This window comes from Sinosporangium album (assembly GCF_900100605.1).
GTDB classification, from domain to species: Bacteria; Actinomycetota; Actinomycetes; order Streptosporangiales; family Streptosporangiaceae; genus Sinosporangium; species Sinosporangium album.
The window spans coordinates 132,986-151,594 of the sequence record NZ_FNCN01000009.1; the positions used below are offsets into that span (position 1 = coordinate 132,986).

Below are 18,609 nucleotides of genomic sequence, written 5' to 3' on the forward strand. Positions count from 1 at the left end.
AGCTACCATGACAGCATCAAACTGCTTTAACGGTCATTACGGGAGCAGTGTTTCATGCGCAGCCCTTCCAGGCCCGCTTCGCCGTTCTGGAACGGCGGGCTCGCCCTAGCCCTCCTGGCGGCGGTGGCGTTCTCCATGTCCGGGCCGACGGCCAAATTCCTCGGCGCGGCCGGGCTCGCGCCGCTGGAGGCCGTCTGGCTGCGCATGACAACGGCGGGCCTGGTGCTGGTGGCCGTCCTCGCGGTCGTCAAGCCGCGGGCGCTGCGCATCCCCCGCCGGATGCTGCCGTACTTCTGCCTCTACGCCGGTATTGCCGTCGCCGGCATGCAGGCGCTCTTCTTCCTGGCCATCACCCGGCTGCCGGTGGGCGTGACCCTGCTGATCGAATACGCCTCGCCGGTGCTGGTGGTTCTCTGGGTGCGGTTCGTGAGGAAGGTACGGCTGCCGCTCGCGGCCTTCGCCGGCGCCCTCGTCACGGTCGCCGGTCTCGCCGTCGTGGTGGAGGTGTGGCAGGGGCTCGGCATCGACCTGCTGGGCCTGCTGTTCGCCCTCGGGGCCGGGGCGTGCTGTGCGGGATACTTCCTGCTCAGCGATGGTTTCGGGGACGAGATGGACCCGCTGGGCCTGGTCGGCTGGGGCCTCCTCGGGGCCTCCGTCGTCCTCGTCCCGTTCGCCAGGCCGTGGGACATCCCCTGGTCGGTCCTCGGCGGCACCGCCACGGTCGGCGACCTCACGCTGCCGACGCTCGCGCCCTTCGCGGTCCTCGTGCTCGTCGCCACCGTCCTCGCCTACGTGACCAGCATCACCGCCGTGCGCAGGCTCTCGGCGGCCGTCGGCTCGACCGTGGCCTCCCTCGAAGTGATCTCCGCCTCGATCGTGGCGTTCGTCGCGCTCGGCGAGGCCCTCGGCCCCTACCAGATGGTCGGCGGGCTCATCGTCCTCGCGGGCGCCCTCATCGCCCAGACCGCGACCACACGCCCGGGGCCCGTCACCGCGCCACCGGTTCCCGACCCCGCCCGCGCGGCCGTCTGAGCCGCCCGCGCGGCCTGAGCCGCCCGTGCCGCCTGAGCCGCCTGAGGCAGGCCCTGGGCGGGCGTCAGGCGGGCGTCAGCCGTACGACGGTCGCGGACCGCGCCCAGCGGTCGGTCAGGGTGGCGGCGTCCGGGGCATTGAGTCGGTCCTTGGCCAGGGCGGCGACGGCCTCGGGGGAGGCGGACTGGTCGACGACCTCGACGCGGGCGTCGAACTCGGTCAGCCGGGAGCCGTTGTCCTTGCTGCGCAGCGTCACCCGCACCCGGTCGGCCTCGGCGAGACCGGGGAGGCGCTGCTCGGGGCCGCCCGTCACCACGTAGATCGCACCGTCGTGCCAGGTATGCCAGGCGAGCCGGGGCCGCCGCGACCCCGGCAGGGAGATCCACAGGACGCCCGACTTCTTCGCGCCCTCTTCGATCACACTCACGACACCAATGTACGGCCGGGACCCGGTGGCCTCGGCCGTACATTCACGCTCGTTCTCAGCGGCGGGTGAGCTTCCACGCGAGGGGGAGGATGCCGGCGGCCAGGAGGATCTTGAGGCCGTCCGCGAGGAGGAACGGCACGACGCCCTTGTCGATGGCGGTGCCGAAGTCCATGCCGGTGGCGACCATCAGCCACGGCACGCCGGCGGCGTAGATGAGCAGGGTGCCCAGGGCCATGGTGGCCAGGGTGCGGAGCGGGGTGCGGTCGCCGCCGCGGCTCGCGAGGGCGCCCACGGCGCTGGCGGCGATGATGAAGCCGACGACGTAGCCGAGCGTGGCGTTGCCGCCCTCGGGGGCGAACCACGGCAGGCCGAGCTGGCCGAGGGCGAGGTAGAGCGCCATGCCGAGGAAGGCGCGGGGGAAACCGAGCGCGGCGCCGGCGAACAGGGCCGCGAAGGTCTGGAGGGTCACCGGGACGGGCGTTCCGGGGATGAGGAAGCTGATCTGCGCGGCCACCCCCGTCAGCAGGGCTGCGCCCACGACGAGGGCCGCGTCGCGGACACGGGTGCCGGGCAGGAGATCGGACAGTACGGCGGGCTTGCCGACTGCGGAGACGTTGGCCATGGTGATTCCTCTCCATTCATACTTCGGTGTCCATTGTGCGGATAGCCGTGCGCTGCGCTGTAAGGGGGCGGCGCCAACAACCGGGCCCCGGCTTTGTGGGGGGTCCCCATAGAAGCTTTGTGGGGGTCCCCGTAGAAACCGCGCTGTCAGCGGGCCGCTAGCGTGTGTGCATGCGTTCCAGACGATCGTGCCTGGCGGTGCCCGGCAGCAACCCGCGCTTCCTGGAAAAGGCTCAGGGCCTCCCGGCCGACGAGGTGTTCCTGGACCTTGAGGATTCGGTCGCGCCGCTCGCCAAGGACGAGGCGCGCAAGAACGTCGCCGCCGCCCTGCGCGGGGGCGACTGGACGGGCAAGACGAGGGTCGTACGGGTCAACGACGTCACCACGCGGTGGGCCTACCGCGACGTGATCGAGGTCGTCGAGGGCGCGGGCGACCGGCTGGACTGCGTCATGCTGCCCAAGGTGCAGAGCCCGGCGCAGGTGACGTGGCTGGACACGCTGCTCACCCAGATCGAGCAGGCCATGGGCCTGCCGGTGGGGCGCATCGGGATCGAGGCCCAGATCGAGGATGCCAGGGGGCTCGTCGAGATCGACGCCATCGCGGCCTCCTCGCCCAGGCTGGAGACGCTCGTGTTCGGGCCCGCCGACTTCATGGCGTCCATCAACATGCGCACCCTCGTCGTGGGGGAGCAGCCCCCCGGCTACACCGAGGGCGACGCCTACCACTACATCCTCATGCGCATCCTCATGGCCGCGCGCAGCCGGGGCCTGCAGGCGATCGACGGGCCGTATCTCCAGATCAAGGACGTGGACGGGTTCAGGCGCGTGGCCGGCCGCTCCGCCGCCCTCGGGTTCGACGGGAAGTGGGTGCTCCACCCCGGGCAGATCGAGGCCGCCAATGAGGTCTACGCACCGTCGCAGGAGGACTACGACCACGCCGAACTGGTGCTCGACGCCTACGACTACTACACCACGGTCGAACGGCGGGGCGCGGTCATGCTGGGCGACGAGATGATCGACGAGGCGTCCCGGAAGATGGCCCTGGTCGTCGCCGCCAAGGGGAGGGCCGCCGGCCTGGCCCGCACCAGTGCCTTCACGCCCCCCGGCCCCTGAGCGCGGGAGCCCGTCCCGGCCACTGTGACCGTTGAGGGGATGCGTTAGGGGGACGCGCGCCACAGCACCTGAACGGCCGGGGAGGACAATAGGCGAATGAACGGGTCGAATCAGCAATGGCAGCCGCCCCATGATCCCCGAGTCGACCCCGCCGGTGCGGGGGTCCGGCCGCCGAACGCGCCGGACCCGCCCAGCGGGCCGGGGCCGTACGGCGGCGCCGGGCCGTACGGCGGGGCTGCGCCGTACCCGCCGGTGACCGGGCGGCCGTGGGCGATGGCGGCGCCGCCGGGCACGCGATACGACCACCTGGCCAGGAACGAGGTGAACCGCTGGTGGCGGCCGGTGCTCGGCACGCTGCTGATCGCGTTCGGGTTCGTCGTCGCGGCGGGGGTCTCCGTCGTCGGGGGGACGGTCGTGGCGCTGCTGCTCGGCTTCGAGGTCGGGCTGAACATTCTGGATGGCGGCCACGTGCTGCTCCAGCTCACGGTGCTGCTGCTGTCCCTGGCGCTGGTCATCCCGGCGGTCTACCTGGGGGCCTGGGGGATCCAGCGCCGCCCGCCCGGCACACTGTCGTCGGTGCTCGGCCGTCTGCGCTGGGGCTGGCTCGGGACCTGTGTACTGATCGCCGTGGCCGCGCAGTTCACCGCCCAGGTGGCGCTGGCCGCGATGTTCGCCATATCGGGCTACAGCACGTCGGGCATGTTCGGCTGGGTGGGGTGGGAGAAGTTCCTGCCGGCGATCGTGGTCGTGCTGCTGCTGGTGCCCTTCCAGGCGGCGGCCGAGGAATACGCCTTCCGCGGGTGGCTCCTCCAGGCGTTCGGGGCCCTGGTGCGCAGCCCGTGGCCCGCGATCCTGGTGGGGGCGGCGGGGTTCGCGGCGATGCACGGTTACACCGACTGGGGCATCATCGACGTCTTCCTCTTCGCGATCGTCGCGGGGTGGCTGGCGATCCGGACCGGGGGGCTTGAGGCTCCGATCGCGCTGCATGTCGTCAACAACGTGTCGGCGTTCGGGGTGAGCGCGGCCGCGGGTTCGCTGGAGCAGGCTCTGCGCCAGGGCTCGGTGCCGTGGCAGAGCATCATCGGGACGTTTGTGCAGATGGCGGTCTTCGCCGCGCTCGTATGGATGATTGCCAAGCGAAGGGCCATTGCCACGGTTTCTGGGTGAATCCCGCAAATCTCCCTAGAGAGGTCTCGCCAGACAGGGTTCCGTCATGCTGGTCTGGATACCGGAGTGGTAGGGGATCTCGCTTCGGAGCCCGATGCGAGGCGGAGAGGAGAGGTGATCGTTTCAGTGCGCGAGTGAGCCATTGTCGCGGCGTCCCACCGGCCGCCGGTGAGTCCAGGCCCCCCTTCGCGGCCGAGCCCGCGGATATGAACACTGCTCAAAATCACTGGATTCACCACAATCCGGTGAGACCAATACAGGTGGAACGGTCCGGGCAGCCCCGGGCCAGGCAGACTCCCGATGAGGAGGTGCTGAGCGTGGCCTCGGGCCCCCACGACCCGCGCTCACAACAATGGCCGCCGCAGGACGGCGCGGATCAGTCATCGCGCACGGGCACACCCCCGTCGAAAGGAACTCCGAAGCCGCCGAACGCCCCGGAAGGGGCTTCGAAGCAACCTCCGACGCTCCAGCACGCGCCCCCAGGACCGGCGGCGGGCGGAGGCGCCAGAGGCGTCCCGTTCGCCTCCCCGTGGGGGATGCCCCCGTTCGCCGCACCGCTCCCCGAGGACGGTGCGTCCCCACTGGAGGACCCCCTGTCGGAGCCGCCAAGCCCACGACGCAGGCCGTACGATCCGCCGTACTCCGCAGGGGCCGACCCCCGCGGAACGGCCGAACCGGTGCAGGAAGGACACCGGGACGAGCAGCCCGAGTCCGAGCCGCGGAAGCCGAGAAGGATCACAAGCCGCCCGGACAAGCTGGTGGCCTCGGGACCGGCGCGCGAGCCGTACGCGCCGCGCGAGTCCGCCGAGCGGCGGATCCCGCCGCGGGAAGCCCCGCCGCGGGAAGGCCCACCCCCTCAGCCCCCTGCGCCTCCGCCCTCTCAGCCCCCTGCGCCTCCGCCCCCCGCTCCGCCACCTCCGCCCGCCCGGCCCGAGGGTCGGCCGCGTGAGCCGGAGCCGCCCCGAGGTACGGCGGGCGCCCGGCCCGAGGGGTCCGTCCGGCGCGTGGGCGGCCCACCCGCCGGACGCCCGACGCGGCCCGACCTGCTGGTGGCGGACGCGCCGCCCGGCGGCACGCACCGCGCCGTCCCTCCGTCGGCGCTGCGGCGCTCCACCCCCGCCCGCAGGCGCAGGCGGGACGGTGTGCCTCTGCCTGTCGTTCTCGCCGCCGCCCTCGCCGTACTGCTCGGCGCCGGAGTGATCGTGTGGCAGTGGGTGGGGCCGTCCGCGGACGGCCTCAGGCTGGCCGACGGCGAAGGCCGCAACGCCGACGGCACGTTCGCCGTCTCCGCCGACGGCGGCGGCTCCAACCAGGTGCTCAACGCGGTCACCTCGGTGGGGGACACCGTGGTGGCGGTCGGCAGCGACACCACCAGTCCGGTGCCGAGGCCGCTGTTCCTGGTCTCCACCGACGACGGCAGGACCTGGCGGCTCGGATCGGTGACCGGTCCGGCGGGCTACGAGTCCACCGCGACCACCGTCGGGCGCGTCGTCGGAGGAGATGGCAAGTGGCTGGCGGCCGGCAACGAGGTGCCGACCGACGCGGGCCCGGGATCACGCGGCCTGTGGACGAGCGAGAACGGCATCGCCTGGACGGCGGTCGACCCGAGCGAACTCGGCGTGTTCCAGCCCAGCGACAAGGTCGCCGACATCGCGCGGACCTCGTCGGGGTTCGTCGCCGCGGGCACCGCCGTACTCGACAACGGGACAGAGGGACCAGTCGTCTGGACGTCCCCCGACGGGCGGAGCTGGACCCGGATCGAGGCCAAGCAGATCGGCGACTCCGGCGGGATCAGAGGCATCAAGGCCGTCGCCGCCCGGGGCAAGTCCGTGGTCGCCCTGGCCGAACCCGGCTCGGGCGGCTCGACCTCGGTCATCCTCCGGTCGGCCGACGGCGGACGCACCTGGACGCGCACCGGCGCCGCCCTCAAGGACGTGACGCCCAGAACGGGCGCGCTCGCGGCCCTGGACGACACCTTCGTGCTCGTGCCGATCCGGCAGCGCAGCGACAAGGGCGAGGTGCGCGTCTACTGCTCGGGGACCGGCCGGGAGTGGCGGCGCTGCGGCACGATCGGCGGCCTCGCCCGCGACGGCGTCGGCGTGCTGCGCCTGTCGGGCGCGGGGTCGGGCGTGGCGGCGGTCGCCGAGGCCGGCTGGCAGCGCTACACCGTCTACACCAGCTCGAACGGCAAAAGCTGGCAGAAGCGCGCCGACCTCGGAGAGTTGAGCGGCACGACACTGCGTGCGCTCACGGTCTCCGGCGGCGGCACCCTCGTCGTGGGCGGCGACCGCGGCATGGGCGGAAACGACAACCGGCTGGTGCTGATGGCGGCGGCCAAGGGCGCGAAGATGGCGCCGGTGGACCTCGGAGGCATCCAGGGGCTCACCCGCGTCGCCCGGGAGACCACCAGGCTGGCCGTGTCGGGCGACCGGTTCGTCGCCGTGGGGGCCGCCGCAGGAGAGGCGGGCATCTGGACGGGCGCCGGCGGGGACGACTGGCGGGCCGCGGGGCCCGCGTCCGTCCTGTCGGGGCCGCGCAGGCAGTCCCTGGCCGACGTGGCGCACGGCCCGGAGGGCTGGATCGCCGTCGGCGGCACCATGACCGACGGGTCCTCCACCCGGATGCTCGTCGTCACCTCGCCGGACGGCGAGACCTGGAAGGGCGTCCCGGCGGAGGGAGCGCTCGCCCCCCAGGCCGACCACTACTACCTGGCGGCGCACTCGGTCGCCGCGGGCGAGGCCGGCTATGTGGTGGCGGGCGAGGACCGCACCCTGGGAGGCACCTCGCCGGTGCTGTGGTTCACCTCCGACCTGCGCCGCTTCACCCGCGCGGACAAGCTCCCCGGAGGACAGGCCGACATCCGCATCGGCGACGTCGCCGCCACCTCCGAGGGTTTCGTCGCGGTCGGCGGATCCGTCGCGACCGGCAAGGAGTACGGCGTCGCCTGGGTCTCCTCGGACGGCAAACGCTGGACGCAGCGGGAACGGGTGCTTCCCCCCGAGGCGACCTCGGCCGCCCTGCACCACGTGGTGGCCCGCGACGGCAGGATCACCGCCGTCGGTACGGCACAGCACTCCGGCGCACGCCGTACGTTCTCGGCGGTATCGGGCGACGACGGGGAGACCTGGGAATACGCGTGGCTGCCCGTGAGCGAGGCGGCCTCGGTGCTGGACCTGGCCTCGGGGGACGCAGGGCTCGTGGCGGTCGGCTGGCACGGCGCGCCGGGCGAGGGCGACAGCGCGGCCTGGGCCTCCGAGGACGGCCTCACCTGGCATCGCCACGCCGTGGAGAGCGACGGCCTCGGCGGCGACGGGGCGCAGCGGCTCGGCGCGGTGGCGGCCTCCGAGGAGGAGGTCGTGGCCCTCGGGCGTTCCACCACCTACAGCGCCGATCAGCTGCTGATCTGGCGCACCTCGTTCGAACGCTGATCGGGGGAGAGGATCCGCCACTCGGTGAGGGCCTCGACCAGGCCCTCGCTCAGCGGCAGCCGTACGGCCTCGGCGTGGGTGAACCAGCGCGCGTCCTCGGCGTCGTCGCCGGCGGTCGGGGAGACGTCCTCGCCCTCCTCGCCGTCCCCGTCGCGGGCGTGCGCCGCGGGGACGGCGAGATAGTCGCGGATCACGTAGGTCACGCCGCCGGGGCCGGGACGTTCGACGGTGCCCGCGAGGCCGCCGACCACCACCCGCAGACCGGTCTCCTCCAGCACCTCGCGGCGGACGGCCTCGCCGTCGGACTCGCCCGGCTCGACCCGTCCGCCGGGCAGCGACCAGGATCCCCGCGCGGGTGGGCGCCCACGCTTGATCAGGAGCAAACGCCCGGATCGATCGCTGATGATGGCACCCACGCAATTTACCCGCACATGGCTAATATTACGACGGCATAACGGTAGTGGCCTTGACGCTGGGGGCGGGGGCAACGCAGCGTAGGTAGGCGTGAGAGCCGCACCCGTCTGTCCACGATGCTTCACGCCCCTGCAACCCTCCCGGGCCCTGCCGACCGGATGGAGATGCGCCGTCCACGGCGACGTCTTCCCGCTTCAACCTCCCCACAGGCCCACACCCGAGGCCCTGCGCAGTCTGTGTGAGCGCTCCGACGTCCCGGTGTGGCTGCCCTGGCCGCTGCCCGCGGAGGACTGGATGGTGTCGGGCTTCGCCGAGGTGGAGGACGCCGACGGCCGCGTCAGGGCCAGCGTGGTCGCCCTGAGCGGGCCGTCGGTGAACTACGGCCCGGGCGACATGCTGGTCGTGGCCGAAGAGACCGGCATCGGGCTCGGAGCCGCCTATGCCGGGCTGCCCGGCCCCGACCCGGGACCCGGGTTCGGCCAGGGTACGGCGCAGCTCAAGGTCGACGTGATGGGACACCCGACCGCGCTCTGGTTCGTGGACGGCGCGGCCGACCGCGCCGTGTACGCCGGGGAGGCGCTCGGCAACTGGCTGTGGATGATCGCCTGGCCCGCGGACTCCGGATGCCTGATCGCGCTCGGCCGCTTCTCCCTGCGCGACCTGCGCGACAACGATCAGGAGTTCGACCTGCCCTTCGGCGTGCTCTCCCCCAGGCTGGGCGAGGAGAGGCCCGACGGCTCAGAGTGACCCCTAGTGAAAGGTGGGCAATGTCGTGGCTCCCGGCCGAGGCGCGCGGAGGCCGGGGGAGCCCCCGCACCGGTAAGGTTTTGTGACGTGACAGCGCGTATCGAGCGAGTGGTGACCGAGGGCGTGATCGACGTCGACGGCGTCGAGCACAAGGTCGAGAACAACACGTGGATCATCGGCGACGACGACGAGGCCATCGTCGTCGACACCCCCCGGGACGTCGAGGCGATCCTTGACAAGGTGGGCAAGCGCGAAGTGCTCGCCGTCATCTGCACACACGGCCTGCCCGACCACGTGGGCGCCGCGATCGAGGTGGCCGCCAAGGACGAGGCCGTGATCGCCCTGCACCCCAAGGACAGGCGCCTGTGGCGCGAGACCTGGTCGGAGACGTGGCCCGACATCGAGATGGAGGACGAGGGCCTGTTCGCGGTGGCCGGCGTCGAGCTTGAGGTCCTCGCCACGCCGGGGGTGACCGCGGGCGGCGTGTCGCTCTACTGCGAGGCGCTCGGCGCGGTGTTCACCGGCAAGACGCTCCAGGCAGACGGGCCCGGGCGCATCGGCGGGGAATACCCCGCGCTGGCCGACCAGCTCACCGCGATCGGCGCCCGGCTGTTCACCCTGCCCCACGCCACCAGGGTGCTCCCCACCCACGGCGAGGAGACCACCATCGGTGACCTGGAGCGCCACTTCGACGACTGGATCGGCGGCTCGCTGACCCGCACGGCCGAGGAGAGGCGCGAAGGGCCGCTCACCGACGGCACCCGGGCGGCGGGCATCAAGATCAACCTCGACGACTGAGCAGGCGCCGAGCCTCCCGGCTCCCCGCCCGGTGGGTGTCGCGCACCGGGCGGGAGCGGCATGCATGCCGGGGTGCGTGCATGCCGGGGTGCGTGCATGCCAGGGCGCGCGCATGCCGGGCTGGCGCCCGCGCATGCCGGGCTGACGCCCGCGCATGGCGTCACAGCGTGCGAAAGCGCGACTCCGCCTCATTCCAGAACCTCGTGAGCGCGGCCGCGGTGGTGGCGGGCGCCTCGACGGCGGGCGAGTGCATCGCTCCAGGCACGACGACGCAGTCGGCGTCGAGCCGGTGGGCCATCTCCGCCTGCAGATGAGGCGGCCAGCCGTCGTCGCGCTCGCCGTACAGCACCAGCGTCGGCACCCCGATCTGGGCCAGCTCGTCGGTGCGGTCGTAGGCCGACAGCACCTCCTCGGCCATGACGGTGAGAGCGGTCAGCGAGTTGGACAGCAGGCGCTTGCGCAGGAACGAGACGATCTCGTCGGGCACCCCGGCGCCCAGGGCGTCGGCCTCGAAGCGGCTGGACCAGATGTGCTCCACCCCAAGGTCGGGCAGCTCCTTGATGATGGTGCGGACGGCCTCCTCGCGCTTGCCGACGATCGCCGCCGGGCCGGCGTCCATCAACGTGAACGACGCGAACTTGGTGCGGCCGTCGATGACCGCCTCCCTGCTCACGAGCCCCCCGAAGGAATGGCCCACCAGATGGACCGGACCGCCTTCGCCCACCATGGCGGCGAGCTCGTCGACGTCTTCACCAAGGGCGGCACAGGTGTAGGCGGTGGGGTCTTCGGGGCCGAGAGTCTCGAACTGGCCCCGCATGTCGATCGCCACGACCCTTCGCCCGGCGAGGGCCAGCGGCTCCATGATCGCGATGAAGTCTTCCTTGCTGCCGGTCAGGCCGGGAACCAGCAACGCCGGCCACCGCTCCGGGATGCCGGTCACGGGGAGAGCCTCAAGAACTGCGAAATCCCCCACCGCTGTGTGGATCTGCTGCGGGCGGACCCCGTCGGGAAGGGTAAGGAAGCGTGGCGTGCTCACGTAGCACCACGATACCGAGCGCTTGTCACGGTGACACCGCCAAAAGTCCCACATGGGTGTCGCCGTTGGGAGCGACACCCATGGGGTCGTGCTTGATCATCTGGCGTCGCCGCACACCCGGGGGTGTACGGCGACGGCGTGCTCAGCCCCGGCGGGGCTGGCGCGGGCGCTGCGGGCGACGCCGCTGAGCGGCCCGCTCCGTGGCCGCCGACGGCGCGATCTCGTCATCGTCCGTCGCGAGGTCGGGCGACTTGAAGATCACCATGAACGGGCTACTCGGGACGATCCGCTCGGGCTCGACCACGGGCCGCTCGTCCTGCCCGTCCGGCTCGGCCGACCCGGCGTACGGCTCGGCCTCCCGGCCGTCGCCGTCCGACAGGACGTCGGCCAGGGCGGCCTCCGCGGCTCCCGCCGTACGTCTCACCCTCGATCTGCGCGCGATGGCGATGCCGACGGCGGGTGAAGCATCGTCACCGACGGCGGTGACGGGTTCCTCGGACACGCGGCTGCGACGGCGCTTGTCCATGACCGAAACCTCCTGCTCGGGAGCGGGGGGCGCCGACTGCGTCGAGGACTCCTCCGCCGCCGACTCGGCGTCGGTCGGAGCGTCCTCGAACCTGCCGCCGCGGGTACGGCGGCGTTGGCGGTCGCGGCGGGGACGCGTCTCACGATCATCGCGTTCGTCGCGCCGCCGGCCGCGGGAGCGGCCGGTCTCGCCGAGGTCCTCGATCTTCTCCGCGGACAGGCCCGCCCGGGAACGCCTGGCGTGCGGCAGCACACCCTTGGTGCCCTCGGGGATGGTCAGCTCGGCGAAGACGTGCGGCGAGGTGGAGTAGGTCTCCACCGGCTCCGCGAAGTCCAGGTTCAGCGAGTTGTTGATGACCTTCCAGCGGGTCAGCTCCTCCCACTCCACGAAGGTCACCGCGGTGCCCGTGCGCCCGGCCCGGCCGGTGCGCCCGATCCGGTGGACGTAGGCCTTCTCGTCCTGCGGGCAGTCGTAGTTGACGACGTGCGTGACGTCGTCGATGTCGATGCCCCGCGCCGCCACGTCCGTGGCGACCAGGACGTCGATCTTGCCGTTCTTGAACGCGCGGAGCGCCTGCTCGCGCTGGCCCTGGCCGAGGTCGCCGTGGACCGGGGCCGCGGCGAAGCCGCGGGTCTCAAGCTGCTCGGCGACCATGTCGCAGGCGCGCTTGGTCTCGCAGAACACCATCGTCAAACCGCGGCCCTCCGCCTGGAGCAGCCGCGCCACGATCTCGATCTTGTCCATGCGGTGGACCCGCCAGACATGCTGTTCGATCTCGGGCTTGGCCTCCGCCTCGGCCTGGGTGCTCTCGGCCCGCACGTGCGTGGGGCGGTTGAGGTATTTCCTGGCCAGCGCCACGATCTCGCCCGGCATGGTCGCGGAGAACAGCATGGTCTGCCGCTCCGACGGGATGAGCTTGATGATCCGCTCGATGTCGGGCAGGAAGCCCAGGTCGAGCATGCGGTCGGCCTCGTCGAGGACCAGCATGGCCGTCTGCCCGAGGTCGAGGTGCTTCTGCTTGACCAGGTCGAGCAGTCGGCCCGGCGTGCCGACCACGACGTCGACGCCCGTCCTCAGGGCTTCGACCTGGGGCTCGTAGGCCCGCCCGCCGTACACCGAGAGCACCCGGGAGCCGAGCTTGCCGCCGGCCGCCACGAGATCCTCGGTGACCTGGAGCGCGAGCTCACGGGTGGGCACGACCACGAGGCCGCGGGGCTTCTTGCGGTTCTTACGGGGTTTGCCGATGCGCTGGAGCATCGGGATGCCGAAGGCGTAGGTCTTGCCCGTGCCGGTGCGAGCCTGGCCGATCACATCCTGGCTGCCCAGCGCGAGCGGTAGTGCCATCTCCTGGATCGGAAACGGCGTGGTGATGCCCTCGGTTTCGAGGGCATCGGCAATCTCTGGTATGACTCCGAGGTCTCGGAAAGTCGTCAGGGTGGCCTGCCTCAGTCTCCAGTGAAGGCGGGCCCGTCGGAACCACGGACTCGTACGATCCCCCGTGCCGGGGTCCGCGCGGAGAAGCCAGCCCTCTCACGTCGTCGCGACCGCAGTGGCGAACGCCAAACTTGGGGGTCCAGGAGACAATCCTCCTGGATTTACATAGTGCGGTCGCACTTTCACAGAGCAGTGTACTCGATACCACAACGGAGAACCGATTTCTTGGCGTTCGGGATGTTTTCCAGGCCATGGTTCGGGCCATGGTTCCGGCCATGGTTCCGGCCATGGTTCGGGCCATGGTTCCGGCCGTGCTTCCTGGCCGTGATCCGGACTCCGGAGCGGGCGAGACCGGTGTGAGTGGGGGGTGAGGGCCCGTTCCTCGTACGCTGCACCTATGAGTGAATCCCCTCCGGCGCCGGGCGTCGTCGATCTTCTCGGTGTCCTGGCCTATGCGGAGTTGACCGGCTTCCTGCGGATGGCGGAGGACGCCTCCAGGTTCGCCCCCACCTTGACCGACCGGGCGGCCCTCAGCGACCTCGCCTCCACCGAACACGCCCATTTCCGGCTGCTCAGTGGGCTGCTGGAGTCCCTCGGCGTGGACCCGGAGCAGGCCATGGAGCCGTTCACGGCCGCCCTGGACGACTGGCACGTCCAGACCGCCCCGTCGGACTGGCTGGAGGCGCTCGTTAAGGCGTACGCGGGCAACGGGATCGCTCTCGACTTCTACCGTGAGGCGGCCCGCCAGCTCGACCCGGCCGCCCAGGACCTCGTGAACGAGGTGCTGGCCGACGGCGGGCGCTCGGAGTTCGCCGTCGAGCGGGTGCGGGCCGCCATCGAGGCCGACCCCAAGGTCAGCGGACGGCTCGCCCTGTGGGCGCGCCGCCTCGTCGGCGAGGCCCTCAGCCAGGGGCAGCGCATCGCGGCGGGTCGGCCCGCGCTCGCCGCGATGCTCGTCGGAGCCCACGGAGAGGACCTCGCCGAGATCGGCCGCATGTTCGCCCGGCTCACTGAGGCCCACGGCAAGCGGATGGCCGCCCTCGGCCTGACCCCCGGCCCCTGAGCCCCGGCCCCGGCCTTTGCCCCCGGCTTTGGCCTCTGGGCGGCCTCGGGCGTGCTTCCGTGCCCGAGGCCGGGGCTGCTTATGGGAAGTCGTTGGCCGCTTCGGGAAGGCAAACGGCCCGGACGGCTGTAGCGTGCCTGATATGAGGGCCTCGCGCCGCTATGACAGTTCCCTGATGAGATGTGTGCCGAACCGCTGGACATCGCGTGCAGCGTTCAGGCGGGAAAGCGTGATCTGTCCGAGCGTTGACACCACTCTCCATCGAGCACCCAGGCATCACCGCCCGCGCTGCTGCCGTCTGGCCCCGCGTCGGGAGCGTCCGGGGGACGATCAGGCATAGCCGGGGGCATCGGCCCGGCACGGCCCAGGCACGGCCCCGGCCCGGGCCGCGGTCGTGCCCGTCTGCCGAAGTCGTGCCGCAGTCGTGCCGTGGTTGTGCGAGACGCGCCTTTTGCCGCGGTCGTCAGAACGCGGTCTCGGGAGCCGCCCCGGGGATCCAGCCCGCCGCGCGGTCGGCCGCGGCCCGCGCGCGGGGGTTGTGGGCCCTGGCGTGCCAGCGGCCGTCGGAGTGGTCCACAAGGAGCCGGCGGCCGAAGCACTCCGACAGGTTCTCGCCGGTCAGGATTTCCTCCACCGGCCCCTGGGCGAGGACTCCGCCGCCTTTGACCAGCAGCGCGTGCGTGGTGGTGGCGGGGACCTCCTCCAGGTGGTGGGTGACGAGCACCGACGTGGGCTTCAGGCCTTCCAGCGCCTCGATCAGATCCTCCCTGGCGGGCAGGTCCAGGCCCGCGAAGGGCTCGTCGAGCAGCACGATGCCCGGATCCCCCATGAGCGCCCTGGCGACCCGGATCCGGGCCCGCTCGCCCTGGGAGCACACCGTGAACGGCCGCTGGGCGAGGTCTCCGCACCCCAGGGAGGCCAGGAGCGTCGAGGCCCGCTCCCGCTCGGCGGGGCCGTAGCGGTCCCACAGCGGGACGCTCGTGCCGGTGTGCCCGGTGAGCACGACCGCCTCGGCCGTGGCTCCTTCCTCCTCCATGAGCGCCTCGTCGACGAGCCTGCGCCCGGCCGCGACCAGCCCGATCCGGCTGCGCAGCTCGCGCATGTCGACCCGGCCGAGCCGGTGGCCGAGCACCCAGGCCGCCCCCGAGCTGGGGTGCTGTACGGCGGACGCCACCGACAGCAGGGTCGTCTTGCCGGCGCCGTTGGGGCCGAGGACGACCCAGTGCTCGCCGTGGGCGACCTTCCAGGCCACCTCGGAGATCAGCGTGCGGCCCACCACGCGGATGGTCACGTCGTCGAATTCCAGCGCGGGTGAGGTTTCCACAGATCCTCCGGGGTGGGCTTCCCGCCCACGTCGTACGGGGGGGAAGTCGTGGATGTCGGGAATGGGTTAGAAGTGGCGGGTGAGGCGGATCACAGCGTGCCGCCGAAACCGACCGGGCGGTTCTCGTCTTCACCGATCTCCACGAAGCCGAGCGAGGAGACCGGGATGATCACCCGCCGCCCTTTCACGTCTTGCAGGGTGAAAACGCCTCGATCCGAGGCCAGGGCCTTGCGCAGCTCCTCCTCCACCTCGTCGGAGGACAGGTCGACTTCGAGGTGGAGCTCGCGATGCACCGACTGCACGCCGATCTTGATTTCCATCGGGTTCCCTTCCGGAGGGCCGATTTCGATGAGGCGTGATGAACGCCCAGGGACCATACTCGCGCCCCGTGTCCACCGGGCGCAGGGCTGATCGCGTCAAGCGAACAGGACGGCGGTCAGTGGTCGGAGGTGCGGGGGAAGCCGCTGATGCCGCGCCAGGCCAGGCGGGCGACGAGTTGTTCGGCGGCGTCCTGGGGGATGGACCCGTGGGTGGTGGTCCAGTAGCGGGCGCTGACCTCGGCCATGCCGACGAGGGCGACGCCGAGGAGGTGGGCCTCGTCGCTGGAGCAGCCGGTGTCCTCCTGGATGACCTGGCTGATCATTTCGGCGCACTCGCGGAGGGAGCGCTCGACGCGCTGGCGCACGGGGGCGACGTTGCGGAGATCGGACTCGAAGACCAGTCGGAACGCCTCGCCCTGGCTGGAGACGAAGTCGAAGAAGGCGCCGAAGGTGGCCCGGACACGCTGCTTGTTCTCGGTGGTGGAGTCGAGCGCGTCGCGGCACCGCTTGACCATGTCCTCGACGTGGAGGTCGAGGAGGGCCAGATAGAGCTCCAGTTTGCCGGGGAAGTGTTGGTACAGGACGGGCTTCGACACCCCGGCGCGTTCAGCGATCTCGTCCATCGCGGCGGCGTGGTAGCCGTTCTCGACGAACACCTCCTGGGCGGCCGCGAGGAGCTGGCGGCGGCGGGCCATCCGGGGCAGCCGGGTGCCCCGGGGCTTCGCGTCCGGGGTAGCGGTCACGGCGGTCTCCTTGGGGTGGCTCCATGGGACGGTCAGCGGACCCGCTCATCCTACGTGCGAGTAATCAGGTCAGCGATAGTCGTCCTCGTCGACGTCGACCACGCGCGCCTGGTCCGCCGCGTCGGCGGGGTCGGCTTCCAGCGGCACTCCCGGGGGAGGCCAGTCGCCGGAGTCCTCGCGGAGGTTCCGGTGCTGCTCGACGGTGTCGGCCTCAGGAGCCTCGACCGCGATGTCCTCCTCCTCCACCAGAACGGGGTCGTCGTGCTGGTTCATTTCTGACATTTCAGATCCTCTCCAGTCCGGTGGTGAAGCCGCCTCGTGGTGGACCCGGGCCGCGTGACCTGGCTTGTACGGCCAGGGCCGCCTGACCTGGGCTGTGCGACGTGGACGCCGGGTGTTCGCGAGAAAGCCGGTCACTGAGGCCGTTCCCTCACCTCGCGCCGCGAACCGCCGACACTCACTCCCACACTACTTTTCGAGTCCCGTTTCGCGGGGAGGCGAGCCGTCGGAGCGGCGCCCTCGGGCATCCCCGGCATCCCCGGCCTCCCGGGCCTAGAGGTCGGTGCCGGTCGCCCCGGCGAACAGGTCGCCCCGCTCCTCCACCCTGGCCAGCACATCGGCCGAGGTGAAGACCAGGTCCTCGGGCTCCTCGCAGCGCTCCACCTCGTCCCAGGTGAGCGGGGTGGAGACGGTGGGCCTGGGCTGGGCTCGTAGGGAGTACGGCGCGACCGTGGTCTTGGCCGTGCTGTTCTGGCTCCAGTCGATGAACACCCGGCCGGGCCTGGCCTTGCGCGTCATCACGCTCACGACGGAGGCGGGATGCCGTTTCTCCAGTTTGCGGGCGATGCCTTTGGCGTACGCCGAAGGGTCTCCGCCGTCCCACGGTGCGTAAAGCTGGAGTCCCTTCCCTCCGCTGGTCTTGGGCCGGGCGGTGATCCCGTCGGCGTCGAGCTCGTGCCGGATCAGAGAGGCGACCAGGCAGCATTCGACGACGGTGGCGGGGGCGCCGGGATCCAGATCGAACACCACGGTGTCGGGCGGGAGGGGGGCACCGCTCCCGTCGACCCGCCACATGGGCACGTGCAGTTCGAGCGCGGCGAGGTTGGCGAAGTAGACGAGGGTGGGCAGGTCCTCCACGATCGCGTAGTCGAGGGTCTCCCTCCCCGAGGTGCTGCCCGGCGCGGGCAGGGTGACCGTACGTATCCAGTCGGGCGTGTGGCGGGGGGCGTTCTTCTCGAAGAAGAAGGCCCCGTCGACCCCGTTGGGGTAGCGCTTGACGGTGAGGGGGCGTCCCCGCAGGTGGGGGAGGATGACGGGGGCGAGGCGGGAGTAGTGGTCGATCACCTCGGCCTTGGTGAACCCGACGTCGGGGTAGAGGACCTTGTCCAGGTTGCTGAGGGACAGGGCGCGACCTCCGACGTTCACCGTCACCCTGCGGCCCGATGAGGCGCTCACAGCCGCACCTCCGACGGGAGCACGTCCGGCCGCAGCCCGCGCCAGACGGGGTTGCGCAGCCTGCCCTCCCGCGTCCACATCGTGTAGGCGACCTCGCCCACCACCTCGGGCCGCACCCAGTGGGCGTTCCGCGCGACCTCCGCGGGCGGCCGGTCGGCGTAGGGGCTGCCAGGCGCCTCCAAGGGCGCCAGCAGCGACAGCAGGTCGTCGAGGGCCGCGTCGCTGAAGCCGGTGCCCACGTGCCCGATGTAGGTCAGACCCCGTTCCCCGAACGCCCCCATGAGCAGGGACCCGACCCCTCCGGCGCGCTTCCCCGCGCCCGGCCGCCAGCCGGCGATCACGACCTCCCTGGTCGACAGGTGCTTCACCTTGATCCACCAGTCCGTTCGGCGCCCCGGGCGGTACGGCGAGTCCAGACGCTTGGCCACCACCCCCTCCAACCCCTGCTCGCGCGTGGCGGCCAGCAGGTCGCCTCCCTCCCCGGGGAAGAAGGGCGGGACGTCGAGGTCGAGGCCGGAGAGCATCGCCCTGCGTTCGGCGTACGGCACCGCGAACAGGACGCGGCCGTCGAGGTAGAGCAGGTCGAACGGCAGGTATCTCACCGGGATCAGCGTCAGCAGGCCGGCCTCGGCGGGGTTCTCGACATGCATGCGCCGCTGGAGCAGCTCGAAGCTGGGCCTGCCGGACTCGTCGAAGGCCACGACCTCCCCGTCCAGGATCACGCGGCTCGCCGTACGGGCCAGGTCTTCGGTCGCGGTCGCGACCTCGGGGTAGCGGCGGGTGAAGTCGGTCCCTTTACGCCCGGTGATGCGTACCCCGTCGTGGACATAGGCGATGGCCCGGATGCCGTCCCACTTGACCTCAAGCGCGTAACTTCGCAGGTCAGCCGGTAGCGCCCCGGATGTCGCGAGCATCGGTTCGATTGGATATGGCATCGGATCCCCCATGACGGGTATGTGCC

18 protein-coding genes are annotated in these 18,609 nt (G+C 71.6%); 7 read left to right on the forward strand and 11 right to left on the reverse strand.

Annotated features, from left to right (window positions below; all coding sequences use genetic code 11):
• Positions 1 to 54: 54 nt before the first annotated feature.
• The gene (locus BLQ73_RS11800; RefSeq protein WP_093170442.1) at positions 55 to 1,032 is read left to right on the forward strand and encodes an EamA family transporter; all 978 of its coding nucleotides are present in this window, start codon (positions 55 to 57) and stop codon (positions 1,030 to 1,032) included.
• Between the two features lie 64 nt (positions 1,033 to 1,096).
• Here BLQ73_RS11800 and BLQ73_RS11805 read toward each other — a convergent pair whose 3' ends face one another.
• Positions 1,097 to 1,459, reverse strand: coding sequence for a hypothetical protein (locus BLQ73_RS11805; protein WP_093170443.1), 363 nt, complete (start codon positions 1,457 to 1,459; stop codon positions 1,097 to 1,099).
• A gap of 55 nt (positions 1,460 to 1,514) precedes the next feature.
• Complete coding sequence (locus BLQ73_RS11810; RefSeq protein WP_093170444.1) at positions 1,515 to 2,081, reverse strand: biotin transporter BioY; 567 nt, start codon at positions 2,079 to 2,081, stop codon at positions 1,515 to 1,517.
• Between the two features lie 170 nt (positions 2,082 to 2,251).
• On the opposite strand from BLQ73_RS11810, the gene BLQ73_RS11815 reads away from it, so the two are divergent.
• From BLQ73_RS11815 to BLQ73_RS32255, 3 genes are all read left to right on the forward strand, one after another.
• Positions 2,252 to 3,193 (forward strand): HpcH/HpaI aldolase/citrate lyase family protein, encoded by a 942-nt coding sequence (locus BLQ73_RS11815; RefSeq protein ID WP_093170445.1) that lies wholly within the window; start codon positions 2,252 to 2,254, stop codon positions 3,191 to 3,193.
• 96 nt (positions 3,194 to 3,289) lie between these two features.
• Entirely contained in the window at positions 3,290 to 4,360 is a 1,071-nt protein-coding gene (locus BLQ73_RS11820) for a CPBP family intramembrane glutamic endopeptidase (protein WP_093170446.1), read from the forward strand.
• Between the two features lie 1,004 nt (positions 4,361 to 5,364).
• A complete protein-coding gene (locus tag BLQ73_RS32255; protein ID WP_176955377.1) occupies positions 5,365 to 7,788 on the forward strand; it encodes a beta propeller repeat protein in 2,424 nt (807 codons plus the stop codon).
• On the opposite strand, the gene BLQ73_RS11835 is transcribed toward BLQ73_RS32255, so the two are convergent.
• Positions 7,752 to 8,204: an NUDIX hydrolase gene (locus BLQ73_RS11835; protein WP_093170448.1), complete on the reverse strand. Its 453-nt coding sequence runs from the start codon at positions 8,202 to 8,204 to the stop codon at positions 7,752 to 7,754. The two genes, BLQ73_RS32255 and BLQ73_RS11835, sit on opposite strands and share 37 nt — an antisense overlap.
• Before the next feature lie 88 nt (positions 8,205 to 8,292).
• Between BLQ73_RS11835 and BLQ73_RS11840 the strand changes: the two genes are divergently transcribed.
• Both BLQ73_RS11840 and BLQ73_RS11845 read left to right on the forward strand, forming a co-directional pair.
• Entirely contained in the window at positions 8,293 to 8,949 is a 657-nt protein-coding gene (locus BLQ73_RS11840; RefSeq protein ID WP_093170449.1) for a DUF6758 family protein, read from the forward strand.
• Positions 8,950 to 9,036: 87 nt separating this feature from the next.
• A complete protein-coding gene (locus BLQ73_RS11845) occupies positions 9,037 to 9,747 on the forward strand; it encodes an MBL fold metallo-hydrolase (protein ID WP_093170450.1) in 711 nt (236 codons plus the stop codon).
• A gap of 160 nt (positions 9,748 to 9,907) precedes the next feature.
• Here the strand turns inward: BLQ73_RS11845 and BLQ73_RS11850 are convergent, their stop codons facing one another.
• Positions 9,908 to 10,783 (reverse strand): alpha/beta hydrolase, encoded by an 876-nt coding sequence (locus BLQ73_RS11850; RefSeq protein ID WP_093170451.1) that lies wholly within the window; start codon positions 10,781 to 10,783, stop codon positions 9,908 to 9,910.
• 142 nt (positions 10,784 to 10,925) lie between these two features.
• Positions 10,926 to 12,653 (reverse strand): DEAD/DEAH box helicase, encoded by a 1,728-nt coding sequence (locus tag BLQ73_RS11855; protein ID WP_218125789.1) that lies wholly within the window; start codon positions 12,651 to 12,653, stop codon positions 10,926 to 10,928.
• Between the two features lie 487 nt (positions 12,654 to 13,140).
• On the opposite strand from BLQ73_RS11855, the gene BLQ73_RS11860 reads away from it, so the two are divergent.
• Entirely contained in the window at positions 13,141 to 13,806 is a 666-nt protein-coding gene (locus BLQ73_RS11860) for a ferritin-like fold-containing protein (protein ID WP_093170453.1), read from the forward strand.
• Between the two features lie 463 nt (positions 13,807 to 14,269).
• Here BLQ73_RS11860 and BLQ73_RS11865 read toward each other — a convergent pair whose 3' ends face one another.
• The 6 genes from BLQ73_RS11865 to ligD (BLQ73_RS11890) all read right to left on the reverse strand — a co-directional run bounded on the left by BLQ73_RS11865 (position 14,270) and on the right by ligD (BLQ73_RS11890) (position 18,562).
• Positions 14,270 to 15,130, reverse strand: coding sequence for an ABC transporter ATP-binding protein (locus BLQ73_RS11865; RefSeq protein ID WP_093170454.1), 861 nt, complete (start codon positions 15,128 to 15,130; stop codon positions 14,270 to 14,272).
• 89 nt (positions 15,131 to 15,219) lie between these two features.
• Positions 15,220 to 15,450 carry a DUF3107 domain-containing protein gene (locus BLQ73_RS11870; RefSeq protein ID WP_093170455.1) on the reverse strand — a complete coding sequence of 77 codons (231 nt, stop codon included), beginning with the start codon at positions 15,448 to 15,450 and terminating at the stop codon, positions 15,220 to 15,222.
• Positions 15,451 to 15,566: 116 nt separating this feature from the next.
• A complete protein-coding gene (locus BLQ73_RS11875; RefSeq protein ID WP_093170456.1) occupies positions 15,567 to 16,193 on the reverse strand; it encodes a TetR/AcrR family transcriptional regulator in 627 nt (208 codons plus the stop codon).
• A 69-nt stretch (positions 16,194 to 16,262) separates the two neighbouring features.
• Positions 16,263 to 16,475 carry a hypothetical protein gene (locus BLQ73_RS11880; protein WP_093170457.1) on the reverse strand — a complete coding sequence of 71 codons (213 nt, stop codon included), beginning with the start codon at positions 16,473 to 16,475 and terminating at the stop codon, positions 16,263 to 16,265.
• 270 nt (positions 16,476 to 16,745) lie between these two features.
• Positions 16,746 to 17,648, reverse strand: coding sequence for a non-homologous end-joining DNA ligase (gene ligD, locus BLQ73_RS11885; protein ID WP_245691012.1), 903 nt, complete (start codon positions 17,646 to 17,648; stop codon positions 16,746 to 16,748).
• Positions 17,645 to 18,562, reverse strand: a complete 918-nt coding sequence (gene ligD / locus BLQ73_RS11890) for a non-homologous end-joining DNA ligase (RefSeq protein WP_093170458.1) — start codon at positions 18,560 to 18,562, stop codon at positions 17,645 to 17,647. The genes ligD (BLQ73_RS11885) and ligD (BLQ73_RS11890) overlap by 4 nt, the downstream gene beginning before the upstream one ends.
• Between the last annotated feature and the right edge of the window lie 47 nt (positions 18,563 to 18,609).

Excerpts from the sequence above, each read along its gene's own strand:
- BLQ73_RS11800 (WP_093170442.1), top strand. The coding sequence starts at position 55 with ATGCGCAGCCCTTCCAGGCCCGCTTCGCCGTTCTGGAACGGCGGGCTC.
- BLQ73_RS11810 (WP_093170444.1), bottom strand. The coding sequence starts at position 2,081 with ATGGCCAACGTCTCCGCAGTCGGCAAGCCCGCCGTACTGTCCGATCTC.
- BLQ73_RS11815 (WP_093170445.1), top strand. The coding sequence starts at position 2,252 with ATGCGTTCCAGACGATCGTGCCTGGCGGTGCCCGGCAGCAACCCGCGC.
- BLQ73_RS11820 (WP_093170446.1), top strand. The coding sequence starts at position 3,290 with ATGAACGGGTCGAATCAGCAATGGCAGCCGCCCCATGATCCCCGAGTC.
- BLQ73_RS11855 (WP_218125789.1), bottom strand. The coding sequence starts at position 12,653 with ATGGCACTACCGCTCGCGCTGGGCAGCCAGGATGTGATCGGCCAGGCT.
- BLQ73_RS11860 (WP_093170453.1), top strand. The coding sequence starts at position 13,141 with ATGAGTGAATCCCCTCCGGCGCCGGGCGTCGTCGATCTTCTCGGTGTC.
- BLQ73_RS11870 (WP_093170455.1), bottom strand. The coding sequence starts at position 15,450 with ATGGAAATCAAGATCGGCGTGCAGTCGGTGCATCGCGAGCTCCACCTC.
- BLQ73_RS11880 (WP_093170457.1), bottom strand. The coding sequence starts at position 16,475 with ATGTCAGAAATGAACCAGCACGACGACCCCGTTCTGGTGGAGGAGGAG.
- ligD (WP_093170458.1), bottom strand. The coding sequence starts at position 18,562 with ATGCTCGCGACATCCGGGGCGCTACCGGCTGACCTGCGAAGTTACGCG.